Consider the following 18,824-nt stretch of genomic DNA (forward strand, 5'->3'; position numbering starts at 1 on the left):
AAAGGGTCAACCCCTTTCTAGCTTAAGTAAAACTGCTCACCGCAGTTCTAGCTTGGACAAATGGTTGGAAATTTAGTCGGGATTATATCAAATTTTGATCGACTGCCGAGACATGGACTTGCTCATGCAGTTTAAGTGTGTGGCTGGTACTAAAGGAACACCTCTACTCATATTTCTAAAAAAGGGAAATAAGAGGAGGGGGGCAACAGTTAATTGAAGAAAATTAAGGTTAATTTACAGCCCATTGTAAGTAAAATTAATATGCCCACTGTTTTGAAAACAGCTATACTGCCAGGTGACTCAATTGAAAGGTTATTTATCGCAACCCAAGTAGGAGAGATCTTTTACATAGGAGACGGAGTTATAAGGACTTTTGTAGATATTCGCCCACGAATCCTAAAAATAGGTGCTTCTAGAGGGGGATATGATGAACGGGGATTGGTAGGGTTAGCGTTTCATCCCGATTTTTATTATAACGGTCTTTTCTATCTTCATTATTCAGTAGCCGGGACCCAAGGTCCAGGAGCAATTCCGGGTGCTCCGTTTGAATCTTTTAAGCCTAATCCATGTGATCCTGATACTTTAAACCTCAAGTGGACGAATAGAGAAACGAATTATGATCATATCGATACAGTTGAAGAATGGGTTCTTCAATCATATGGTCAACCTCAAAGACGACGGACATTACTTAACCTAAGGAGACCATTTCTTAATCATAATGGCGTTAATAGCTTAAATTTTTCACCTGAAACAGGGAAGCTTGTTTTAACAACGGGAGATGGTGGATCAGGCTTTGATCCATTTAATTTAAGCCAAAATCCTATGGAAATCGCGGGAAAGATTATTGAGATTGATATTGGTAGAGATACGTTTATTTATAATCCGCCCGTAGTCACGCGATTTAATGAACTTCCCGTACCTATTCAGGAGACGCTTACGGTAATTGCCAGGGGAGTCCGCAATATACCAGGCATTTCATATGAAAGGGTATATAACCGGTATATCAAATATGTGGGGAATGTCGGACAGGATTTGGTCGAGTCGATTTTTTCATTCGTTCATTATAAGCCAATCCCGGTCACCCAACTTATTCAAGCTTCATTCGTGAACTCTGAGTTTGACCACGAGGGATTGATTAACCTTGGCTGGCGAGGTTGGGAAGGTGCATTTCCGACTACTCTTATTAAGAGCTGCGCTGGAAGTCCAACTTTGGATGAGAAGACAATTGCTTATTACAATGAGGCAGTAGAAACCTCAGTGAAGCGTCTTCAGCCGTTAATCAGTTATTTTCATAAAGATTCTCGGCCCGATAAGTTCGGAGGAACCGCGCTTACAGGAGTTCAGGTATATAAGGGGAATAGCATCCCCGGGTTAACAGGAAGCGTTGTGTTTACCGATCTTGCCAGGGATGAAGGGGTTCATCCTCCAGTTAGAGGGGTTTTAGCTTATACCAGGGGACAAACCGATTGTAAATCAAATGATTTTAGGGTTATTGAAACCGATTATAATTTTGGATCTGAGTCTGCTTATTATGTAAGCTTAGGAACGAATTTGGATCAAACCAGACTATACTTAGGAGTTTATGGCTCGATGAAAGTTGCTGATTTTAATCAAGGTACTGTTTTTGAAATTACTCCATAAGTAACCTGAATGGTTCACTTATTTTGGGTGAACGAAGAAAATGTAATCCTATAAAAAAACGGTGCTCCTATGCAGCATCGTTTTCTTGATTTTTTGAATGGAATAAACTCATCAGAAGCTGGATTTCATGATAATATGGTATGCAAGAATTATCTATTAATCGTTAGGGAGGCTTACTTATGGACCAACAATTGCAGCAAGAGGGGTACTTCGGAGAGTTCGGGGGCAGCTTTGTTCCGCCGGAACTGCAGGAAGTGCTGGACTATTTGAGTGAGCAATTTTACAAGTTTCGAGACAATCCAGACTTCAAGGAAGAGCTTAGCTATTATCTGCGTGAATATGTTGGTCGCAAGAGCCCGCTAACGTATGCGAAGCGACTGTCCGAAGCTTGGGGAGGCCCCAAGATCTACTTAAAGCGCGAGGATCTGAATCATACTGGAGCGCATAAGATTAACAACGCTATTGGCCAGATTCTGCTCGCTAAGCGGATGGGAGCTAAGCGAATTATTGCCGAAACCGGTGCCGGGCAGCACGGTGTCGCAACAGCAACCGCTTGTGCCATGTTTAATATGGATTGCGTCATTTACATGGGAGCTGAAGATATGCGCCGCCAAGCGCTTAATGTGTTCCGGATGGAGCTGCTCGGCGCAACCGTCATTCCGGTTCATAAGGGACAGGGCCGCCTGAAGGATGCGGTGGATGAAGCGTTAGACGATTTGGTTAATAACTATAAAAACACGTTTTATTTGCTCGGATCGGCGGTGGGTCCGCACCCGTTCCCGACGATGGTCAAACACTTCCAGGCAGTCATTAGTGAAGAGTCGAAGCTGCAGATCATGGAGAAGGAAGGACGTTTGCCGGATGCGGTGGTGGCATGCGCGGGCGGCGGCAGCAATGCTATTGGTGCATTCGCCCATTACATCGACGAGCCGAGCGTCCGTTTAATTGGCGTCGAGCCCGACAAAGCTCCAACCTTAACTCAGGGTGTGCCTAGCATCATCCACGGCTTCAAGTGCTTAGTGCTGTTGGATGATGAAGGTCAGCCGCAAAAGACTTATTCGATCGCTGCGGGGCTCGACTATCCGGGCATTGGACCGGAGCATAGCCATCTGAAGGTGACAGGACGGGCCGAATATGTCACTGTCACTAATGAGGAAGTGCTGGAAGCCTTCCAAGAACTGTCCCGTACGGAGGGAATTATCCCAGCCCTAGAAAGCGCGCATGCAGTTGCACACGCCAAGAAGTTAGCACCGACGATGGATCGAGATCAAATTCTCATCGTTAACCTGTCGGGCCGAGGGGACAAGGATGTTGAACAGGTATTTCAAATGCTTAAATAGTATTCGCAGGTAGAAAAGGCCATCCGCAAAGGATGGCCTTAATACTTGCATGATAAGAAGCGCTATTAGTTTCTGGTTTTAACAGCTAACCCACTAAATGTTATGGGTCCTACAACATCTACTCTTGTACCTGCAGTACGGTTTTCTGCTGTGACTGTGTAAGCATGAGTACCTGCTCTCACATCTCTATCTTCAGCTTGGAAGGTGACGATATAATTTTGCTCTGACCCCGTAGATTCGATACCTTGCTGTGTGTTAAAAATTTCTGTATTATCGCGGAAGACTCTAAAGCGAATTTGCCCAATGCCGGTGACACCCTTGACACCAACGGATGCTACCAAATCTACCCGGTTTGGCTGAGAATTCGCTGGAATTCGTATTTGGATCGATGCTATGCGGGATTTTTGCGGGGAACGCCGAATCGTAAAGGATCTGGCCGGGTTGAAGCGACTAAGCGGCTGGACGGCCGCTTTATCAAGGATACGTACCATACTATCAACTCCTCTGTTTTAATGCTCTAGTTTATGCAAGAGTCAGAGGGAATGATTGGGTGTATCTAAGATGATTTCATAGTCATGTAAGCTTGCTAATCCCATGTCCTCTATCATTATCGTTAAAGAGGCCGTCCATTTATTCAGAAATAAGATTCCAATCATAATCTTTACTATGGTTTGATGTTTATTTATAGGGACAAGGTGGGGTTTATACAATAAATGATATCTTGAGGAAATTTCACCAATGAAAATCGGCGGGAATTCATGATTAAGCAGACCACATCCACGAAGGTAACCAAAAATATTATTTTTACGTAAGCCTCGTCCATCCCTTGAAACCTGAGAGTATGATATCAGCGAGATTGGGTGCCTTTTGATTTTGCCCTATATACGAAACGGTGAACCGTATCACACACAAGTAGGGTCTTCGTCAATTTAGTTAAGGTCATGCTTGATCGGAGCGGGAATGAGTGGCCGGCAAGCTGTCATCCGGGTAAATAACGGCAATTCATTAAGTTACAACGCTTTTATCGTTCTTTTCATGGCAGCGTACTACTTTCGTATGACTACAAGCTCCTATAATTCGCTCTACAATGTCTAGGTGGAGTTGAATTATAGGAGTTTTTGTCGTGCTTTGGACTAATCATCAAACGTGCCCGTAGAAAAGGCGTTTATGCAGCGCTAGAAAAGTATACGGGAGAGTAATTCTGAATGAGGTGAATAGAGTAGCATCTAACGAATGATTAAGAAAGTAACGATAGAATCAAAGGAAAAAAATTCATTAATATGGAGGAAAGTTAAGTGATAAAAAGACTGAAATTATCCATTGTACTTATGCTTGTAATGACGTTGTTTGTGGTTCCTGTTGCTCAGGCGGCTTCGATCGGCCAAGTGGCCGAGATTTCTATTATCGTTAATGATAGCGTAGTCCCGAGTGATGTCGAACCCATTGTGCATAAAGGAACTACGCTTATACCTTTGAGGGTCCTAGAAGACTCGCTCGGTGTATCTCTTAATTGGAACAGTTCTACACAAACAATAACGGTTTTTAAAGGAGATGCATCGGGTACACTGATTATTGGCAACCCGACCGCCAGCGTTAAAATCGGCGATGTTGAGGAGAAGGTCACGCTCGATCAACCTGCTAAGATCATTCAGAACCGGGTTATGGTACCGTTACGTTTTATTGCGGAATTATTCGGTGCAAAAGTAGTATGGGATTCCACCATGAAAACAATCACCATCAGTACTCAGCCATCGTTTGTCCAAGAATCGGAGAATTCTAAAGGCAATAGAGACAAGGGTGATAAAGGTGATACCGGAGCGACTGGGCCAGCGGGAGCACAAGGCCCAGCAGGACCGACGGGACCGCAAGGAGGTTCTGGGCCAGCGGGAGCACAAGGTCCAGCAGGCCCGGCGGGACCACAAGGAGATCCAGGGCCAGCGGGAGCACAAGGCCCAGCAGGCCCGGTGGGACCACAAGGAGATCCAGGGCCAGCGGGGACTTCTTTTACCTCAGAGGGATTTTCTGTTACGGGTACGACATACTCAATTGCTAGTAGCACGCTATTTTCGAATTGGAGTGAGGCGTCCCCTTATTACGGAAGCCCTGCATTTAATCCTGCTACAGGGATATTTACGGCACCGGCCACTGGCAAGTATGCCATACATGCAACTGTTAACTATAAGATTGACGCTCCAGTCAGTATGAGTTTAGGAAGAGGAGTTGACCCTGTTTTTACCGTAAGGAAGAATGGCAATACTGATCTAATAAAAGGTTATATGCCTATCTTTGACGTTAATATAGCGTTAATTTTATCTATGAGGACCGTACTAGGTAGTGCAACGGTGACGCTATCCGGTGATGTAGAGCTGCAAGCAGGTGATCAAGTTGGGTTATATTACGAAGCTGACGGTCTACCCCTTGGTTTCAGTACGGATATAGTATGGTCGATTCATCGGCTATCCTAATACAAGGTTGGCATGAGGTGCAGTTGAACCTTTGGTAATGGAAACACGTCTAACAGATATAGAGTCGGGCCATTCTTTTTGGGAGAATGTCTGGCTCTATTTTTGAATAGGACTCTTTAAGCAAAAGACAAAAATCAGGCCGCTCAAGATTCATTCTTGAGCGGCCTGATCCATTTACTTTCTATACAATAATTCAACTTGGTTGGCTATGAATTCTGAACTGTAGTCATTTCCTTCTATAATCCACCACATAATGACGCCGAGCAGGGAAGCAGCTAGTATATCTAATGACACGCGTGGTGGATCTCCCTCAAAGGACCTCATCGATCTTCGGGTTTGAACGAATGTTTTTAGGACTTCATGCATTTTTCGTTTAAATCCAGCCTCCTCAACTAACACGGCAAACAACTTTCGATGTAAGTAAAAGTAATCCAGAACAGCCAATAATTGTTCACGATCATTTAGACTTTCTAACCGTAAAAGTGGTGTGAGTATCTCTTCTAAATTTGCAAAAATATCATAAACCAGCTCACGAAGCAAATCATTAATATCGACATAGTGTAGATAAAATGTAGCACGATTGAGTTCAGCTTTGTTCGCAATCTTTTGTACGGTTAGTGAGGTGATGGCTACATTCTCACTTAATAATGCGACGAGTGCCTCTTTAAACATTCTTTTAGAGCGTAGAGCACGAGGATCTGTCTTCTTTAATCCAGTCATTTGTATTCACATCCATCTATTAATCCTTATTTCCTTGACGTTTTAATCCTAATTGTCGTTTAGTTGACGCTTCTGCCCAATTTGTTTATAGGCATGTTAATTGAATGTTGTTATGATGTATTTTATCGACAATGTGTCGTAAAGGCAATGAGGAAAGGATAATGATATGACTTCAACGATTAACAAAAAAGTTTTAATGACAGTCCTTATTTTAGGCTGCTTTCTATCAACTTTAAATCAAACGCTTCTAAACGTTGCATTAAGCAGCTTAATGGAAGTCTTTAAGGTCTCGCCTAGTACCATTCAATGGCTTGCCACGGGTTTTATGCTGGTTAATGGAATTCTTGTTCCGATTACTGCCTTTTTAATGAAACGCTTTTCAACGAGACAGTTATTTATTAGCTCGATGGTTCTATTGTTAGTGGGCACCATTCTATGTGCCGTGGCGCCAAGCTTTTTTATTTTACTTATAGGGCGGATGATTCAAGCAGCAGGTGCAGGCATTATTATGCCCTTAATGATGAGTGTCGTCATGTTTGTTTACCCCGCTGAAAAACGCGGCAGCGCTATGGGTTTAATCGGCCTGGCGATCATTTTTGCACCTGCCATTGCACCGACATTAGCGGGCTTTGTCATCGATTATTCCTCATGGCATTGGCTATTTATCGGGCTAGTTCCATTTATAGTGATTGTGATCTTACTTGCTTTGAAGTATTTAGTGAATGTTTCCGAAGCGCAGCATGCAGAGCTTGATGTGATGAGCGTCATTTTATCGACAGTCGGCTTTGGCTTTATACTTTATGGTTTCAGTAACGCTGGCAGTAAGGGATGGGACAGTCCAATCGTCGTTTCGTCTCTAATTGTTGGTTTTGTGGTGGTAGCTATTTTTTGTGTACGGCAACTGCGAACAGATGAACCTTTACTCAATTTGACTGTTTTCACAAACAAAACATTTACAATGACATCGATTATAAATGTCCTTGTGACAATGCTCATGTATGCGGATATGATATTATTGCCCATGTATTTGCAGGATGGTCGTGGTTTTACAGCACTGGATGCTGGATTGCTCTTGTTACCAGGTGCAATTGTGAATGCCTTCATGTCCCCGCTTACAGGGAAAATGTATGACCGTTTCGGAGCCAAGCCATTGTTTATTGTTGGATTGATTTTTGTGATTCCTTCGATGTGGGTCGTAACCGATCTGAATGAAACAACATCCTTCGTGTTCTTGATCGTACGAACCATTTTCTTGCGCATTGGTTTAAGCTTTTTGACGATGCCACTGAATACAGCCGGTTTGAATGCCTTACCTAAAGAATTGATTACGCATGGTACCGCTGTGAATAATACAGTTCGGCAGATCGCCGGTGCAATTGGAACAGCCGTTGTCATCACGATCTTCACTTTCCAAGCAACCAAACATGTCACGAACCTATCAGGTGAATTACCTGCTGCAGGACTTGAGCAAATTAAAACTCTTGCCGCCATGTATGGTTCCAGTGACGCCTATATTTTCATGACCGTACTGGGAATGATTGCACTAGTTATCACCGTATTCTCACCTACAAGGAAACAAGGGAAAGTGAATGACTCAATTTAAATAGAAGATATGAAGGTAAAAAGGCACCAAAAGAACAAATAGCCAATTCCTTTGGAATTGGCTTGGTTATATAGAAGGGGCAGGAATCAGGGAATAACCTGATCCTGCCTTTTTGCGTGCGATCTGTTTTCTACTGCACTAAAGTGTCCAAATCTGGTTGTAATTTGTTCCGCAGAATATACAGCATAATGGCTCCAACTAGGAATGCGACGGCATCTGCAATGACGAGCGACCAGACCACCCCGTGGAATCCGTTTATGTGATTAGCGATAAATAGAACCGGAATAAGAGTAACTCCTTGAATAATTGACATAATAAACGCAGCCGTTCCTTGCGCTGTTGCCTGGAAGATCCCAATGAATAATGTGGTCATTCCTGTAATAAACAAGGATAAAAATATTACATGCAGAATGTAGCTGCCCATCTGAATTAGTTGCGGATCATTCGTAAATAAACCAATTAAGTGGTCGGAGATCAGATAGACGATGAGACCGAATACGACTGCTAACGCTGCAATCGCCTTGATCGTAAATTGGATCGTCTGCTTCATGCGTAATTTATTCGCTGTAAAAGAGAAGGCAATGAGCGGTACGACTCCCTCGCATAAGCCCATCAGAATAAACTCAGGAAATTGCAGTAAACGTGATGAGATTCCGTAGGCCGCTACAGCTGAATCCCCATATTCGACAAGAAAATGGTTTAGGATGAGTGACATGGCACCCAAGAAGATACTCATAATAAAGACAGGAACTCCAATTTTGAAAACATTGCTCAGAATGTCTTTGGTAGCCTTGAACCATTTTGCGGAGACGGTTAAGAATTGGCTCTTATATCCCATATGAAAGGCGTAGAATACACTCGCGACCAAGTTGGAAATGACGGTAGCCGACGCCACGCCAGTTACGCCCCAATGGAAAACGAAGATGACTAGCGCATCGAGAATAATATTTACGACAACGCTGAGAACCATACCCATCATCGATATGATGGCGGCACCCTCTGAGCGAACGATATTTTCCAATGTGAAAAATAAAACAACGAATGGGGAGCCGAGCAGCATTATCGTGACATACTCTTTGGTGAAACCGAAGGAGTCAGCGGTTGCCCCCAGGCCATGAACGATGGAATTGATTAACGGGAGGCCGATGGCCATCACGATCAGACCGAGAACTAAACTGCTGTAGAAGGCGAATGAAGACACATGCTTTACGTCATCATATTTTTTCTCTCCCAGCAAACGAGAGATGAATGTACCACTGCCCATGCCAATCAAATTGCCAAGCGCCATAATGACCGCGAATAACGGCAAGGTTAGCGCAAGCGCGGTTAACATGGCTGTATTGTGGAGTGTACCAAGGAAATAGGCATTTAAGATGGAATATATGACACTCATTGATGTACCGAGCATCATTGGTACAGCGAAGTGAGCTACGGCTTTTGCGACCGGTGCCTTTTCAAAGTAATGGAGGTTTTCTGCATCCATATGGATCACTTCTTTCTTTTTATGATTGTCTAACAGTGTTAGATTGAACCTTACAGTGTTAGATGTTATCATGAAACCTAAGAATCTGTAAAGTATAAACTTACACTGTTAGATAAAAGGGTGAATTCCGATGAAAAAACAGCAGCCTCAGATTTCGGAGGATAAGATTTTGGAAGCCTCATGGGAGCTACTTGGGGAGGAAGACATTGAAAAATTCAGCATGAGACGATTGGCCGACAGGCTGGGAATCCAGGCTCCCTCTCTATACTGGTACTTCAAGAGCAAACAGAATCTCTATCAGCGTCTGGCGAACCAGGTATCGAAAGTGATTCTGGAAGAGTTCCACTCCGAGGGAGACTGGAAGGAGCAACTGACGGGACTTGCGGTAACAGTGCGGAGCGTGCTCAGCCGATATCCCTGCTCCACGCAGCTCATGATGATGACGCTGCCTCACGAACCGGACATCATTCGGTTCACCAACCGTATGCTGCTTTGCGTGGAATCGACGTCGCTGGAGCAAGAGCAGAAAATGCAAGTGGTTACTACGCTGATGAATTATGTCTTCTACTTCGTACTGGACGATTATCAGCATGAGCGAAATGTTTCTGCGATTATTAAGGAAAAGGGAGCAGGAGCCCTTCCGGGTGAGGAGATGATTCACCTTCTGGACTCCATGAGTGAAGCGGATGCGGGACTGTTCCGGAGGATGTTCACGAATGGGTTGTTTGAGCTGATGGGGACTGACCGGGCGTTTGAATTTGGCTTGAGGCTGATACTGCTCGGAATTGAGCAGGTGATAAAGGAACAGGAGAAGTAGACAAAAAACGCTCATCCGGTAATCGGATGAGCGTTTTTACGTTGTCCATCGCTCATCCTCCCTGATAGCACCCGTCATTTGCAGGGCAAATTTTCCTATGGATGCATTCATGTCGAAAACTGAAAAACTAGCAGAAGGCGATGTTGTCCTTTTCCAGAAGATCGACGATATGAAGAAGGTCTATGTTGTTCTTATGAGTCACCGATTGACTTTCACGAACACTCGTCAGAATTCATGTCCTGGCATCATGGAAGAACTCGGTGGAATCTTGAGATTCCAAGGCTGTTGTGTTCTGAATGATGACCCGAAAATATAGCACCTAACCCGAAAATAGGGGCATTTACAAATAAACTGTAATAATTACATAATTAAAAAGGTCGTTTATAAATTGTTAATGTTCAGTTTTATGTTATATTACTCTGTCTATTTAAGATTAGGAGTTGCGAAAATGGATAATGGAATAGCAATTGTGATGCCAACATTTAATAAGTCTTCCTTTTTAGATCTAACGTTAGCAGGGTTTGCACGACAATCCGTGAGAGAGTTTACGGTAGTGATTGTGGATGACGGGAGTAATGACAAAACGAAGGATGTTGTGAGCGATTACCAATCATTGCTGAAAATTAATTATGTATATCAAGACAATAAAGGCCGGTCAGTCGCTAGAAATACAGCACTTAAAAGTACGGATTGCAGGAATATAATCTTTTGTGATGATGATCGAATTCCAAATGAATATTTTGTCGAGCAGCACCTAACGTACTTAAAAAAAGACGAGAATACTGTAAATATCGGTAATAAGAAAAAGATACTTGCACGGTACCATCCTGAGTTAGTCGTAAACAATAAATTGCTTGCCATTATTCTCAAGCATATTAAAGAGACGGATAAGACAATCGATACCCCTTTCTTTGATCGGGAAGATATCAGGAATAGATTTGATGATATCGTAGAAAAATTCTCAACAGGAAGTACAAACGATAACTTCTTTGACGTGTTAGGCAGGCACGGGGCTGATTTGGAGGGGTTTTACTTTCCTTGGATGTTAGGCACTACAGCAAATATGTCGTTTAGAAGAACGAATATTGAAGATTACTTATTCGATGAGAGGTATCAAACGTGGGGGATGGAGGATACGGATTTTTCTTACATGCTGTCAAAGTACGGATTTTCTTATAGATGGGCAGAGGCTGCTGTAAATTATCATCAACAACATCCAAGCAATTTTATGAAGGAAAAGGAAAACTTGCTAAAGAACATACGTTATTTTTGTAAAAAATATGACGACTTAGAATGTTATTTGTTTGCAAATTTATTTGGTATTAAAAATATTAGCAGATTGGAGGTAAATGAACTGTACGCTTCCCTGTCAGAAAATCATTCTGAAACAGGAAATATAAAAAATACACTTAAAAAATTAATAACGAATACGCTGTATTGAGGTTAATATGACGACTATTATTGATCTGAAGAATGTAATGAAAGAATTTAAAGTTCAGAGAAAGAGCACAGGGAAGTTCGGCTTTATAAAGGATTTGTTCTCTACAGATGCTCAAATTATCAGGGCAGTTAAAAATATCAGTTTCAGTATTGAGAAAGGCGAAGTGGTAGGTTTTATCGGGCCAAATGGCGCAGGAAAGTCTACTACGCTCAAAATGCTAACCGGCGTGCTGGTACCGACTGCCGGAATCATCCATGTGAACGGTTTGATACCGTATAAAAATCGTACAAAGTATGTTAAAGACATCGGCGTTGTATTCGGGCAAAGAAGTCAACTTTGGTGGGATCTATCGGTAATTGAGTCATTCAAGATGATAAAAGAACTATATGAAGTTAGTGACTTCGACTTTGAGGAAAACCTCAGGATATTCGAAGAAGAATTAAACATCTCGGAATTGTTTTATAAATCGGTCCGGCACTTATCACTTGGCCAAAAAATGCTGTGTGAAGTGGTCTCAGTATTATTGCACAATCCAGATTTGATCTTTCTCGATGAACCTACCATAGGACTTGATATTTCCACCAAAACAAAAATTAGAAAAATCATCTCTCGAATGAACAGCGAAAAGCAGACCACGGTACTACTGACGACTCATGATATGAGTGATATTGAGGCGCTCTGCAAAAAAATTATAGTTATCGATCACGGTTCGATTATCTTTAATGACGACATTCAAAACATGTATCGATTAATAGACAATAAAATGAAAAAAATCGAAATCACTTTATCCGAGCCGGCGTGCATAGATGTATTGGATAATTTGAGATCTCGATTTGAAAACGATTCCTTCGACCTGGTAGCTATGAGTCCAACTAGAATAGAAGTCATTTACAATAACCAGACGATCAACACCAATCGAATGTTAGATGAGGTTATTCGCACAATGAGCATAGAGGACATTAATATCCGGAACGAGGACATTGAGAATATTGTAAAAAAAATTTACGACGGGCATTTGTTATGAAGAAACTGATCGTTTTGATTTCAGCAGGTGTAAAGACTTCATTTCAATTTCGTTTCAAAGTTATTACTGACATTATTTTTAATGGAGTCTATTTGTTTATTTTGTATTTTGTCTGGAAGGCTATCTATGTCTTTCAGCCAAGCATAGAAGGGTCGACGTTTCACGAGACATATGCATACATTGCGTTGGCGACAGTTATAAGCTTTCTATTTACATCTAGAACGGACTGGAAAATGTCGCTAAAGGTTATGGACGGTACAATCATTTCTTATTACTTCAGGCCGATACCCATCTTTCTTCAATTTTTTATGGAGTCAATCGGGAGTGTAATTATACAGTTCTTCTCTCTAGTGTGTCCTGTGGTTATTCTACTAGTTACCTTCGGATTCACAAACATTGGAATAAATTTGCCGTTTTTTATGATAGCGCTTTTAATGGGGTTTGTTATTAGTTTTTCCTTTGATTATATGATCGGTACGGTTTCCTTTTATACGGAATCATTGTGGGGAATTATTATGTTTAAATCTACTTTAGTGGCATTTCTCTCGGGCAGCTTAATGCCGCTCAAGTTTTATCCCGAGTATTTGCAAGATATTATTGCTTGGTTGCCATTTCGCGCAATTATTAGTTTGCCTCTTGAAATAATATTAGGTAGAAACATACAAATTGATACTATTATGGAGTATTTAGGAATTCAGTTGTTTTGGATGGTGATAATAATTAACTGCGCATTGTTTGTTTATAAAAGACTTGAGAGAGTGTTGACAATTAATGGGGGCTAGTAGGGGATTTAAAAGATTCAAATACTACTGGAGGATATATGGTCTATTGGTTTCCAAATATATCCGTAGCCGAATGGAGTATAGGGCAGACTTTTTCATCAGCATAGTTGGGATATTAATCGAGAATACAATCGCTGTACTATTCTATTCGATTATATTTACCAAGGTGCCTAGCATTAACGGATGGACTTATCACCAATTGTTGTTTATGTATGGTTTTCTAGTCACATGTTCATCAATATTCCATATATTTTGCGGCAATTTGTTTCAGATTAAGGGATATTTGAGATCAGGTAGTTTCATTAAGTTTTATTTCAGGCCTGCCAATATTTTATTTTCCTATATTTCAGAGACGATAGATATCAAATCCATTTTTCAATTCATGATCGGGGTTGTTCTGCTTGCGCAATCTTCAATAGGGTTGGGAATGAATTGGGCTTTGTCGGATCTAATTCTACTTATACTTTTAATCCTGACTACGGCTGCTTTAATTATTTCGTTGATGACTACAGTCGCGTCGCTTGGTTTTTGGGTAAGAGACCCTTCTGCATTAATGGATTTCATGATGAATGTTAGATCCTATTCCAGGTATCCTTTATCCATTTATAATCGCACGTTTCAGTTGATTTTCTCAACTGTGGTTCCTGTCGGTTTTATGGCCTATTATCCGTCGCTCATATTCTTAACAGCTCGAGCGAGCGATAATTTATGGATTATTCCGACGCAATTAGTAATGACGGCATTGTTTGGTTCAATAGCTGTATTTGTTTTTCATAAAGGTACGAAAAGGTATGCAGGAACGGGAAGTTAAAATCATCCGCTAATATTAAACCGTAGACAAGGAGCAAGACCATGAAATTAAGTTTATGCATGATAGTAAAAAATGAAGAGATCAACTTGAACTCATTTTTTCCGACTATGAAGAATCAAGTAGACGAAATCATCGTTGTGGATACAGGTTCAACGGATCAGACGATTGATTTATGTAGAATGCATGCGGATAAGGTAATAAGTAACTTTACCTTTTCGGATTTTTCCGCTGCTAGAAACGAATCGATCAAATACGCAACCGGGGATTGGATCATCGTTCTTGATGCCGATGAGCTGATTTTGCAGGACGAAATGAACGATATTAAGCGCTCTTTGGCATCAAGCCAATATGATGCGCATCGATTGCCGAGATACAATTACATAGGCGAGGGAATGTGGTCTACCTCTAGTATCGTTAGATTATTTAGAAACGGAAAGAACATTTCGTTTTCACGGAAAGTGCACGAAAGTGTACGCGAGTCGCTGATGGGAAAAGAGGCGCCTCTCATCGATACCTATATCCATCATTTTCCAAGTGCGGGTCAGAACAAGAACGAAATGTATATCTCTTGGTTATCTGAGTATATCAAAGTGAACAATGATGACTTGTATGCTAAGGAACATCTGTCATGTGAGTATTTTGTTGTCGGGCAACACGAGAAGGCTTTTGAATTGGCGAACGAAGTATTGAGCCGGAATGAAAAGATACAGAGAATGCAAACGAATCTGGGGTTTATGTACTTGTCATTAAACCGATGGGAGACGGCAAAATACTATTTTGACAACGCATTGGATCAAATCGATTCGGCGAATTCAAGTAGCTTAGCAAGCACGATCTTATCCGGGTTGTCCGTTATTTCATATTCCACAGGAAAATATGAGGAGTCGCTGGCGTATAGTCAATCAGCGATAAGCAAGTCGCCTAATTCTTCACATTTATATATTAATGCGGGGTTAGCTCTTAGAAAGATGCAGAAGCAACCAGAGAGCTCAGAATATTTCGAAAAATCAGTCGAAATAAACCCTTTCATCCAGAACGACAGAATATATTTCTCATCTGAACCATACAGGAATTCGATCTACTCTTTGGATAACGTATTTGTTGAGCCCTATAAAGGGCTCTTAAAATCAAATATCCAATAACGACTAAGGAGAAGTGGTTTTCAGTGAATATGGAGAAGGAAATAAAGGTACTGGACATCGATGTTGAACAAATTCAGAGAAAGTTAATTGAACGAAACGCTACTTTTAAATCCGATGTTGTGCAGCAAATCTACGTATACGATTTGATGACCATCTACTCTCGTTTCTGCGATGTATTATCACACCTAAGAAATATTTCCTTTGATTATCAATATAGTGTGTGTAGAGATAAATTGAACGTGATTTTTCAGGAGATCGATGATTTAACATCGGAAGAACAGAAGAAAATGTTGTTCGAAATGATCGAGACAAGACGCTTTGTAGACATCCTAAAGCAAGAGAATGAAGGGTTGCTTGATTATTTGAGTAAAGTAGAAGAACTGGTGAAAGCGTTTGCAGTCAACCCTAATAAATGGATTCGGTTAAGAAAAACAGGCGACAAAACGACATTGACCATAAAACAGATCATGAATAATTCTTCTGATCGTGATGAGCTTGTATTTCAAAATGTTTCTGAGGTAGAGGTGGTCGTTCCTTCAATAGAAGAGGGCGAGAGCCTATTATGCCAACTCGGTTTTGCGTTCAGGAATTATCAAGAGAAGAGAAGAATCAGTTATATCTATCAGGGGTTAAAAATTGATATCGATTTATGGCCTATGATTCCTCCTTATTTGGAGATAGAGGGGGATGATAATAAAGAGATCATGGCATTTTGTGAAATGATGGAATTCGGCGCAGAACAACTAATCTCGTGCAATACGGAAGAAATATATCGGAAATACGGAATCAATATTTATAACCATAGAGAACTTAAACTGGATACCTACCAATAATAGTTCTAAAGGAGAAAATATGACGATTTTGATAGAACAGCCAATAAACTCTTTGAGACTTAAAGTGACCGACCGATGCCCATGGAACTGCTGGTGGTGTCATAACGAGGGAACGGGGGAGAGGGATCCGAAAGTAGTAGGGGATGTCCCTTGGGATGAGGAGACGAAATCGGTTATTACCGAATTGCAAAACGTTTTAGGTTTCACAGAAGTTCATTTGACGGGTGGAGAACCAACAGCACATCCGGCTATTCATGAAGTTATACGTGGATTGACCGGAATGGGGTTGAAAGTAAAGGCTACGAGCATTGGAAACAGGAAAGAAATCATTGAAAAAGTGGCTGGTGCCGGGCTACAGGGGTTTAATTTCAGTCTTCATAGTTTGGAACCGGAACTACTGCATACAACTCAGGTCAACAGATCGTACGAATGGACGAAGAAACAACTAGAACAGCAACTTAGATCCATTGAGTACGCCAAAGATTTTGGGGTTTCTGTTAAGGTCAATACAGTGATAGCCAATCCAGATGATTTGCCGAGGGCAAGAACCGTGCTGCAATGGGCTATCCAAAACAACATCCCGTTAAGATTAATGAATGAACTTTCTTCTGGACAAGTAGCTTATGATACCATTTACTCGTTACTAGAAGAGTTCAATGCGATAGAAGATAGAAGAGTCCATATCCTTGGCAGCTCAAGCCACTCTACCTATTACAAATTGAATCATGGATATGAATTGGCCTTTAAGCAGATTAGGGATGTTTACCTCGATTCCATGTGCGACCAGTGCGCATTAAAAGGAGATCGATGCACGGAAAAGTATTACGGTGTGAGACTTGAACGGCGGGTCTTGAATGGAATAGGGAAGTACTACATCAGGCTCTGCATCCACCATTCGACTGAGGATACTGTGATGTCAGTTCATGATTTTCTTCATTCTAAACAACGCCAGGAGATTCAAATGCTAATGAGTAAAAAAGTCCGTGACTCTGTAGGATGTGCTGAATAAATCACCTATGAAATGAATCCTCAGCTCTGCAAATGCCGTGTTCCGAGATGTATTAATTGATCTATTTTTATCCAGATTGTATAATGAAATTCGAAATTACACTTACCTCTCGGTGGATTCTATGCAAACTTAGGTACAGTCATTCTCACTGATGAACCACACTTGTAGTATAGTAATGTTATGTTCCCGCACCATTGAGATATAATGCTTGAACCTCACAGCAGCCTTCTTGTAATTGTCATATCCAAGGCCTTGCGAACTGTGATCACCCCGTGAATACTCCCAACCTGATTGCCGTTCAGGTTGGAAGTGCCCGGGAACGTTAATCTAACAATTATCCCTTGTATATGTTAACTGCTGCAAACAGTTCGCAATCTGCCGTTGTGTCCACGACTTAGCCCCCCTCTTGTCACGATATCGTTAGCTTTTTTATTAGTTCATCTGGATTTTCTAATGTACTTTACCTTGGGCAAGTTAAATTCCTTGCTCATAGATGCCGCCCATGATGTGAAACCCATGTATACTTTGATTGTTCATCGGTACACTCGAGCAGCTCCCGCAGTAAGGATAATATTCCCGCCTCGATAAACCGATATTAAGTTGCTCCAGAAGAGGTACCCCAATGTAAAGAGGGAGATAAAGATTAAATGTGGCTATTATCATAAAATAACCGCGGAGTTGTCTCCTTGCCTCCGTATCGCAATTGCTTGCTCTACTTCGTATCCCGATGCCAAGATGGGCGGACATTTCATACGGATAGCATCAATAATCTTCGCTCTTTAAGAATCAAACACATAATAAGAGGTGTTTCTTTTTGAGATATATTGAATTTGGAATAGGAAACAAATGGCTCATTAGGACGGAAACAGAATTAAGTGACGGCACAGAATATGAAGAAAAAGGAATAATCCGACCGATAAAATTCCAATCAGCATACATACGTATTTGGATAAGAAAAACTGTATTGATTATTGATTTGAAGCAAGGTTTGAAAGTGAAAAAAAAGAACCGAAACGAATTTAAAATCATCTTTGGCATAGTAAGCCTTTGAGTTTATTTGGGCCTCGCAATGTTCGGTGTTTCATGACTCAATGGACAGACCTGTAGTGTGATCGGTTAATCATCGGTTTAGGCGGAAAGTTGAGTTGACTCAAGTGTCCGAGAAGCGGCTTCTTCTCCGAGGCTTGCTCGAAAACATGGATGATGATTCATTCTCTTTAATTCTCTTCTTTACTTTCTTTGATTTTAGCGTTACTTACATCTGTATTTGAATCATTTATTCTTTAGGCATGCAGTTCTCCCCTCAAGATGGGGGGCGTTTCTCTCGCTGGATCTACTGTATCGGTACTCTTTGCGTAATACTAAAAATTCGAAGTTCGCAACCGTTTCTAGCCAGTGGAGAGCCTGAATGTTCAGGTCGTTGAGTCCCGTGAACATGCGGACGTTCTTGATGAAATTGCTGAAAATCCAATGATCATTTCATCGATCCGGCTTCGAAAATATAACCATTCCCTGCATCATTAATATATTAGGCTGAGCTAAGTTTTGCGTTCAATAACTTATCAAAGGAAGGGCCATCCACGAAGGATAGCCCTAAAATTAGTCATCCAACTCTCCCTCATAACTGCTGACTACCAGCCTGCCTTGGACTTGTTCCAACATCGTGTTATTCTCTAAGAAAAATGGTAAACGGAACTAGTGCTTATTTTATGG

General features: G+C 41.4%; 16 protein-coding genes. 13 read left to right on the top strand and 3 right to left on the bottom strand.

Annotated elements, in window-relative coordinates; all coding sequences use genetic code 11:
- The first annotated feature begins 213 nt into the window (after nt 1-213).
- The gene (locus tag ABEQ74_RS08865; protein WP_430121553.1) at nt 214-1,641 is read left to right on the top strand and encodes a PQQ-dependent sugar dehydrogenase; all 1,428 of its coding nucleotides are present in this window, start codon (nt 214-216) and stop codon (nt 1,639-1,641) included.
- A gap of 179 nt (nt 1,642-1,820) precedes the next feature.
- Nucleotides 1,821-2,981 (top strand): tryptophan synthase subunit beta, encoded by a 1,161-nt coding sequence (trpB, locus tag ABEQ74_RS08870; protein ID WP_430121555.1) that lies wholly within the window; start codon nt 1,821-1,823, stop codon nt 2,979-2,981.
- 65 nt (nt 2,982-3,046) lie between these two features.
- Here the strand turns inward: trpB and ABEQ74_RS08875 are convergent, their stop codons facing one another.
- Nucleotides 3,047-3,472, bottom strand: a complete 426-nt coding sequence (locus tag ABEQ74_RS08875) for an exosporium protein C (protein ID WP_430121557.1) — start codon at nt 3,470-3,472, stop codon at nt 3,047-3,049.
- Nucleotides 3,473-4,276: 804 nt separating this feature from the next.
- Between ABEQ74_RS08875 and ABEQ74_RS08880 the strand changes: the two genes are divergently transcribed.
- Nucleotides 4,277-5,446 (top strand): stalk domain-containing protein, encoded by a 1,170-nt coding sequence (locus ABEQ74_RS08880; protein WP_430121559.1) that lies wholly within the window; start codon nt 4,277-4,279, stop codon nt 5,444-5,446.
- 174 nt (nt 5,447-5,620) lie between these two features.
- Here the strand turns inward: ABEQ74_RS08880 and ABEQ74_RS08885 are convergent, their stop codons facing one another.
- Complete coding sequence (locus tag ABEQ74_RS08885; RefSeq protein WP_430121561.1) at nt 5,621-6,166, bottom strand: TetR/AcrR family transcriptional regulator; 546 nt, start codon at nt 6,164-6,166, stop codon at nt 5,621-5,623.
- Between the two features lie 166 nt (nt 6,167-6,332).
- Between ABEQ74_RS08885 and ABEQ74_RS08890 the strand changes: the two genes are divergently transcribed.
- On the top strand, nt 6,333-7,769 hold the full coding sequence (locus ABEQ74_RS08890; protein WP_430121563.1) for a DHA2 family efflux MFS transporter permease subunit: 1,437 nt from the start codon (nt 6,333-6,335) through the stop codon (nt 7,767-7,769).
- A gap of 130 nt (nt 7,770-7,899) precedes the next feature.
- On the opposite strand, the gene ABEQ74_RS08895 is transcribed toward ABEQ74_RS08890, so the two are convergent.
- Nucleotides 7,900-9,252 (bottom strand): MATE family efflux transporter, encoded by a 1,353-nt coding sequence (locus ABEQ74_RS08895; protein WP_430121565.1) that lies wholly within the window; start codon nt 9,250-9,252, stop codon nt 7,900-7,902.
- A 130-nt stretch (nt 9,253-9,382) separates the two neighbouring features.
- On the opposite strand from ABEQ74_RS08895, the gene ABEQ74_RS08900 reads away from it, so the two are divergent.
- From ABEQ74_RS08900 to ABEQ74_RS08940, 9 genes are all read left to right on the top strand, one after another.
- Nucleotides 9,383-10,069 carry a TetR/AcrR family transcriptional regulator gene (locus ABEQ74_RS08900; protein ID WP_430121567.1) on the top strand — a complete coding sequence of 229 codons (687 nt, stop codon included), beginning with the start codon at nt 9,383-9,385 and terminating at the stop codon, nt 10,067-10,069.
- Between the two features lie 448 nt (nt 10,070-10,517).
- The gene (locus ABEQ74_RS08905; RefSeq protein WP_430121569.1) at nt 10,518-11,510 is read left to right on the top strand and encodes a glycosyltransferase family 2 protein; all 993 of its coding nucleotides are present in this window, start codon (nt 10,518-10,520) and stop codon (nt 11,508-11,510) included.
- A gap of 7 nt (nt 11,511-11,517) precedes the next feature.
- Nucleotides 11,518-12,534: an ABC transporter ATP-binding protein gene (locus ABEQ74_RS08910; protein WP_430121571.1), complete on the top strand. Its 1,017-nt coding sequence runs from the start codon at nt 11,518-11,520 to the stop codon at nt 12,532-12,534.
- Nucleotides 12,531-13,316 (top strand): ABC transporter permease, encoded by a 786-nt coding sequence (locus ABEQ74_RS08915; protein WP_430121573.1) that lies wholly within the window; start codon nt 12,531-12,533, stop codon nt 13,314-13,316. The genes ABEQ74_RS08910 and ABEQ74_RS08915 overlap by 4 nt, the downstream gene beginning before the upstream one ends.
- 73 nt (nt 13,317-13,389) lie before the next feature.
- Complete coding sequence (locus tag ABEQ74_RS08920) at nt 13,390-14,127, top strand: ABC transporter permease (protein ID WP_430122145.1); 738 nt, start codon at nt 13,390-13,392, stop codon at nt 14,125-14,127.
- A 41-nt stretch (nt 14,128-14,168) separates the two neighbouring features.
- The gene (locus ABEQ74_RS08925) at nt 14,169-15,269 is read left to right on the top strand and encodes a glycosyltransferase (RefSeq protein WP_430121575.1); all 1,101 of its coding nucleotides are present in this window, start codon (nt 14,169-14,171) and stop codon (nt 15,267-15,269) included.
- A gap of 23 nt (nt 15,270-15,292) precedes the next feature.
- The gene (locus ABEQ74_RS08930) at nt 15,293-16,102 is read left to right on the top strand and encodes a hypothetical protein (protein ID WP_430121577.1); all 810 of its coding nucleotides are present in this window, start codon (nt 15,293-15,295) and stop codon (nt 16,100-16,102) included.
- A gap of 19 nt (nt 16,103-16,121) precedes the next feature.
- On the top strand, nt 16,122-17,111 hold the full coding sequence (locus ABEQ74_RS08935) for a radical SAM protein (protein ID WP_430121579.1): 990 nt from the start codon (nt 16,122-16,124) through the stop codon (nt 17,109-17,111).
- Nucleotides 17,112-17,925: 814 nt separating this feature from the next.
- Entirely contained in the window at nt 17,926-18,162 is a 237-nt protein-coding gene (locus ABEQ74_RS08940; protein ID WP_430121581.1) for a DUF3977 family protein, read from the top strand.
- Nucleotides 18,163-18,824: the final 662 nt, after the last annotated feature.

Source organism: Paenibacillus solani, from assembly GCF_050475945.1.
Classification (GTDB): Bacteria; Bacillota; Bacilli; order Paenibacillales; family Paenibacillaceae; genus Paenibacillus_AQ; species Paenibacillus_AQ solani_A.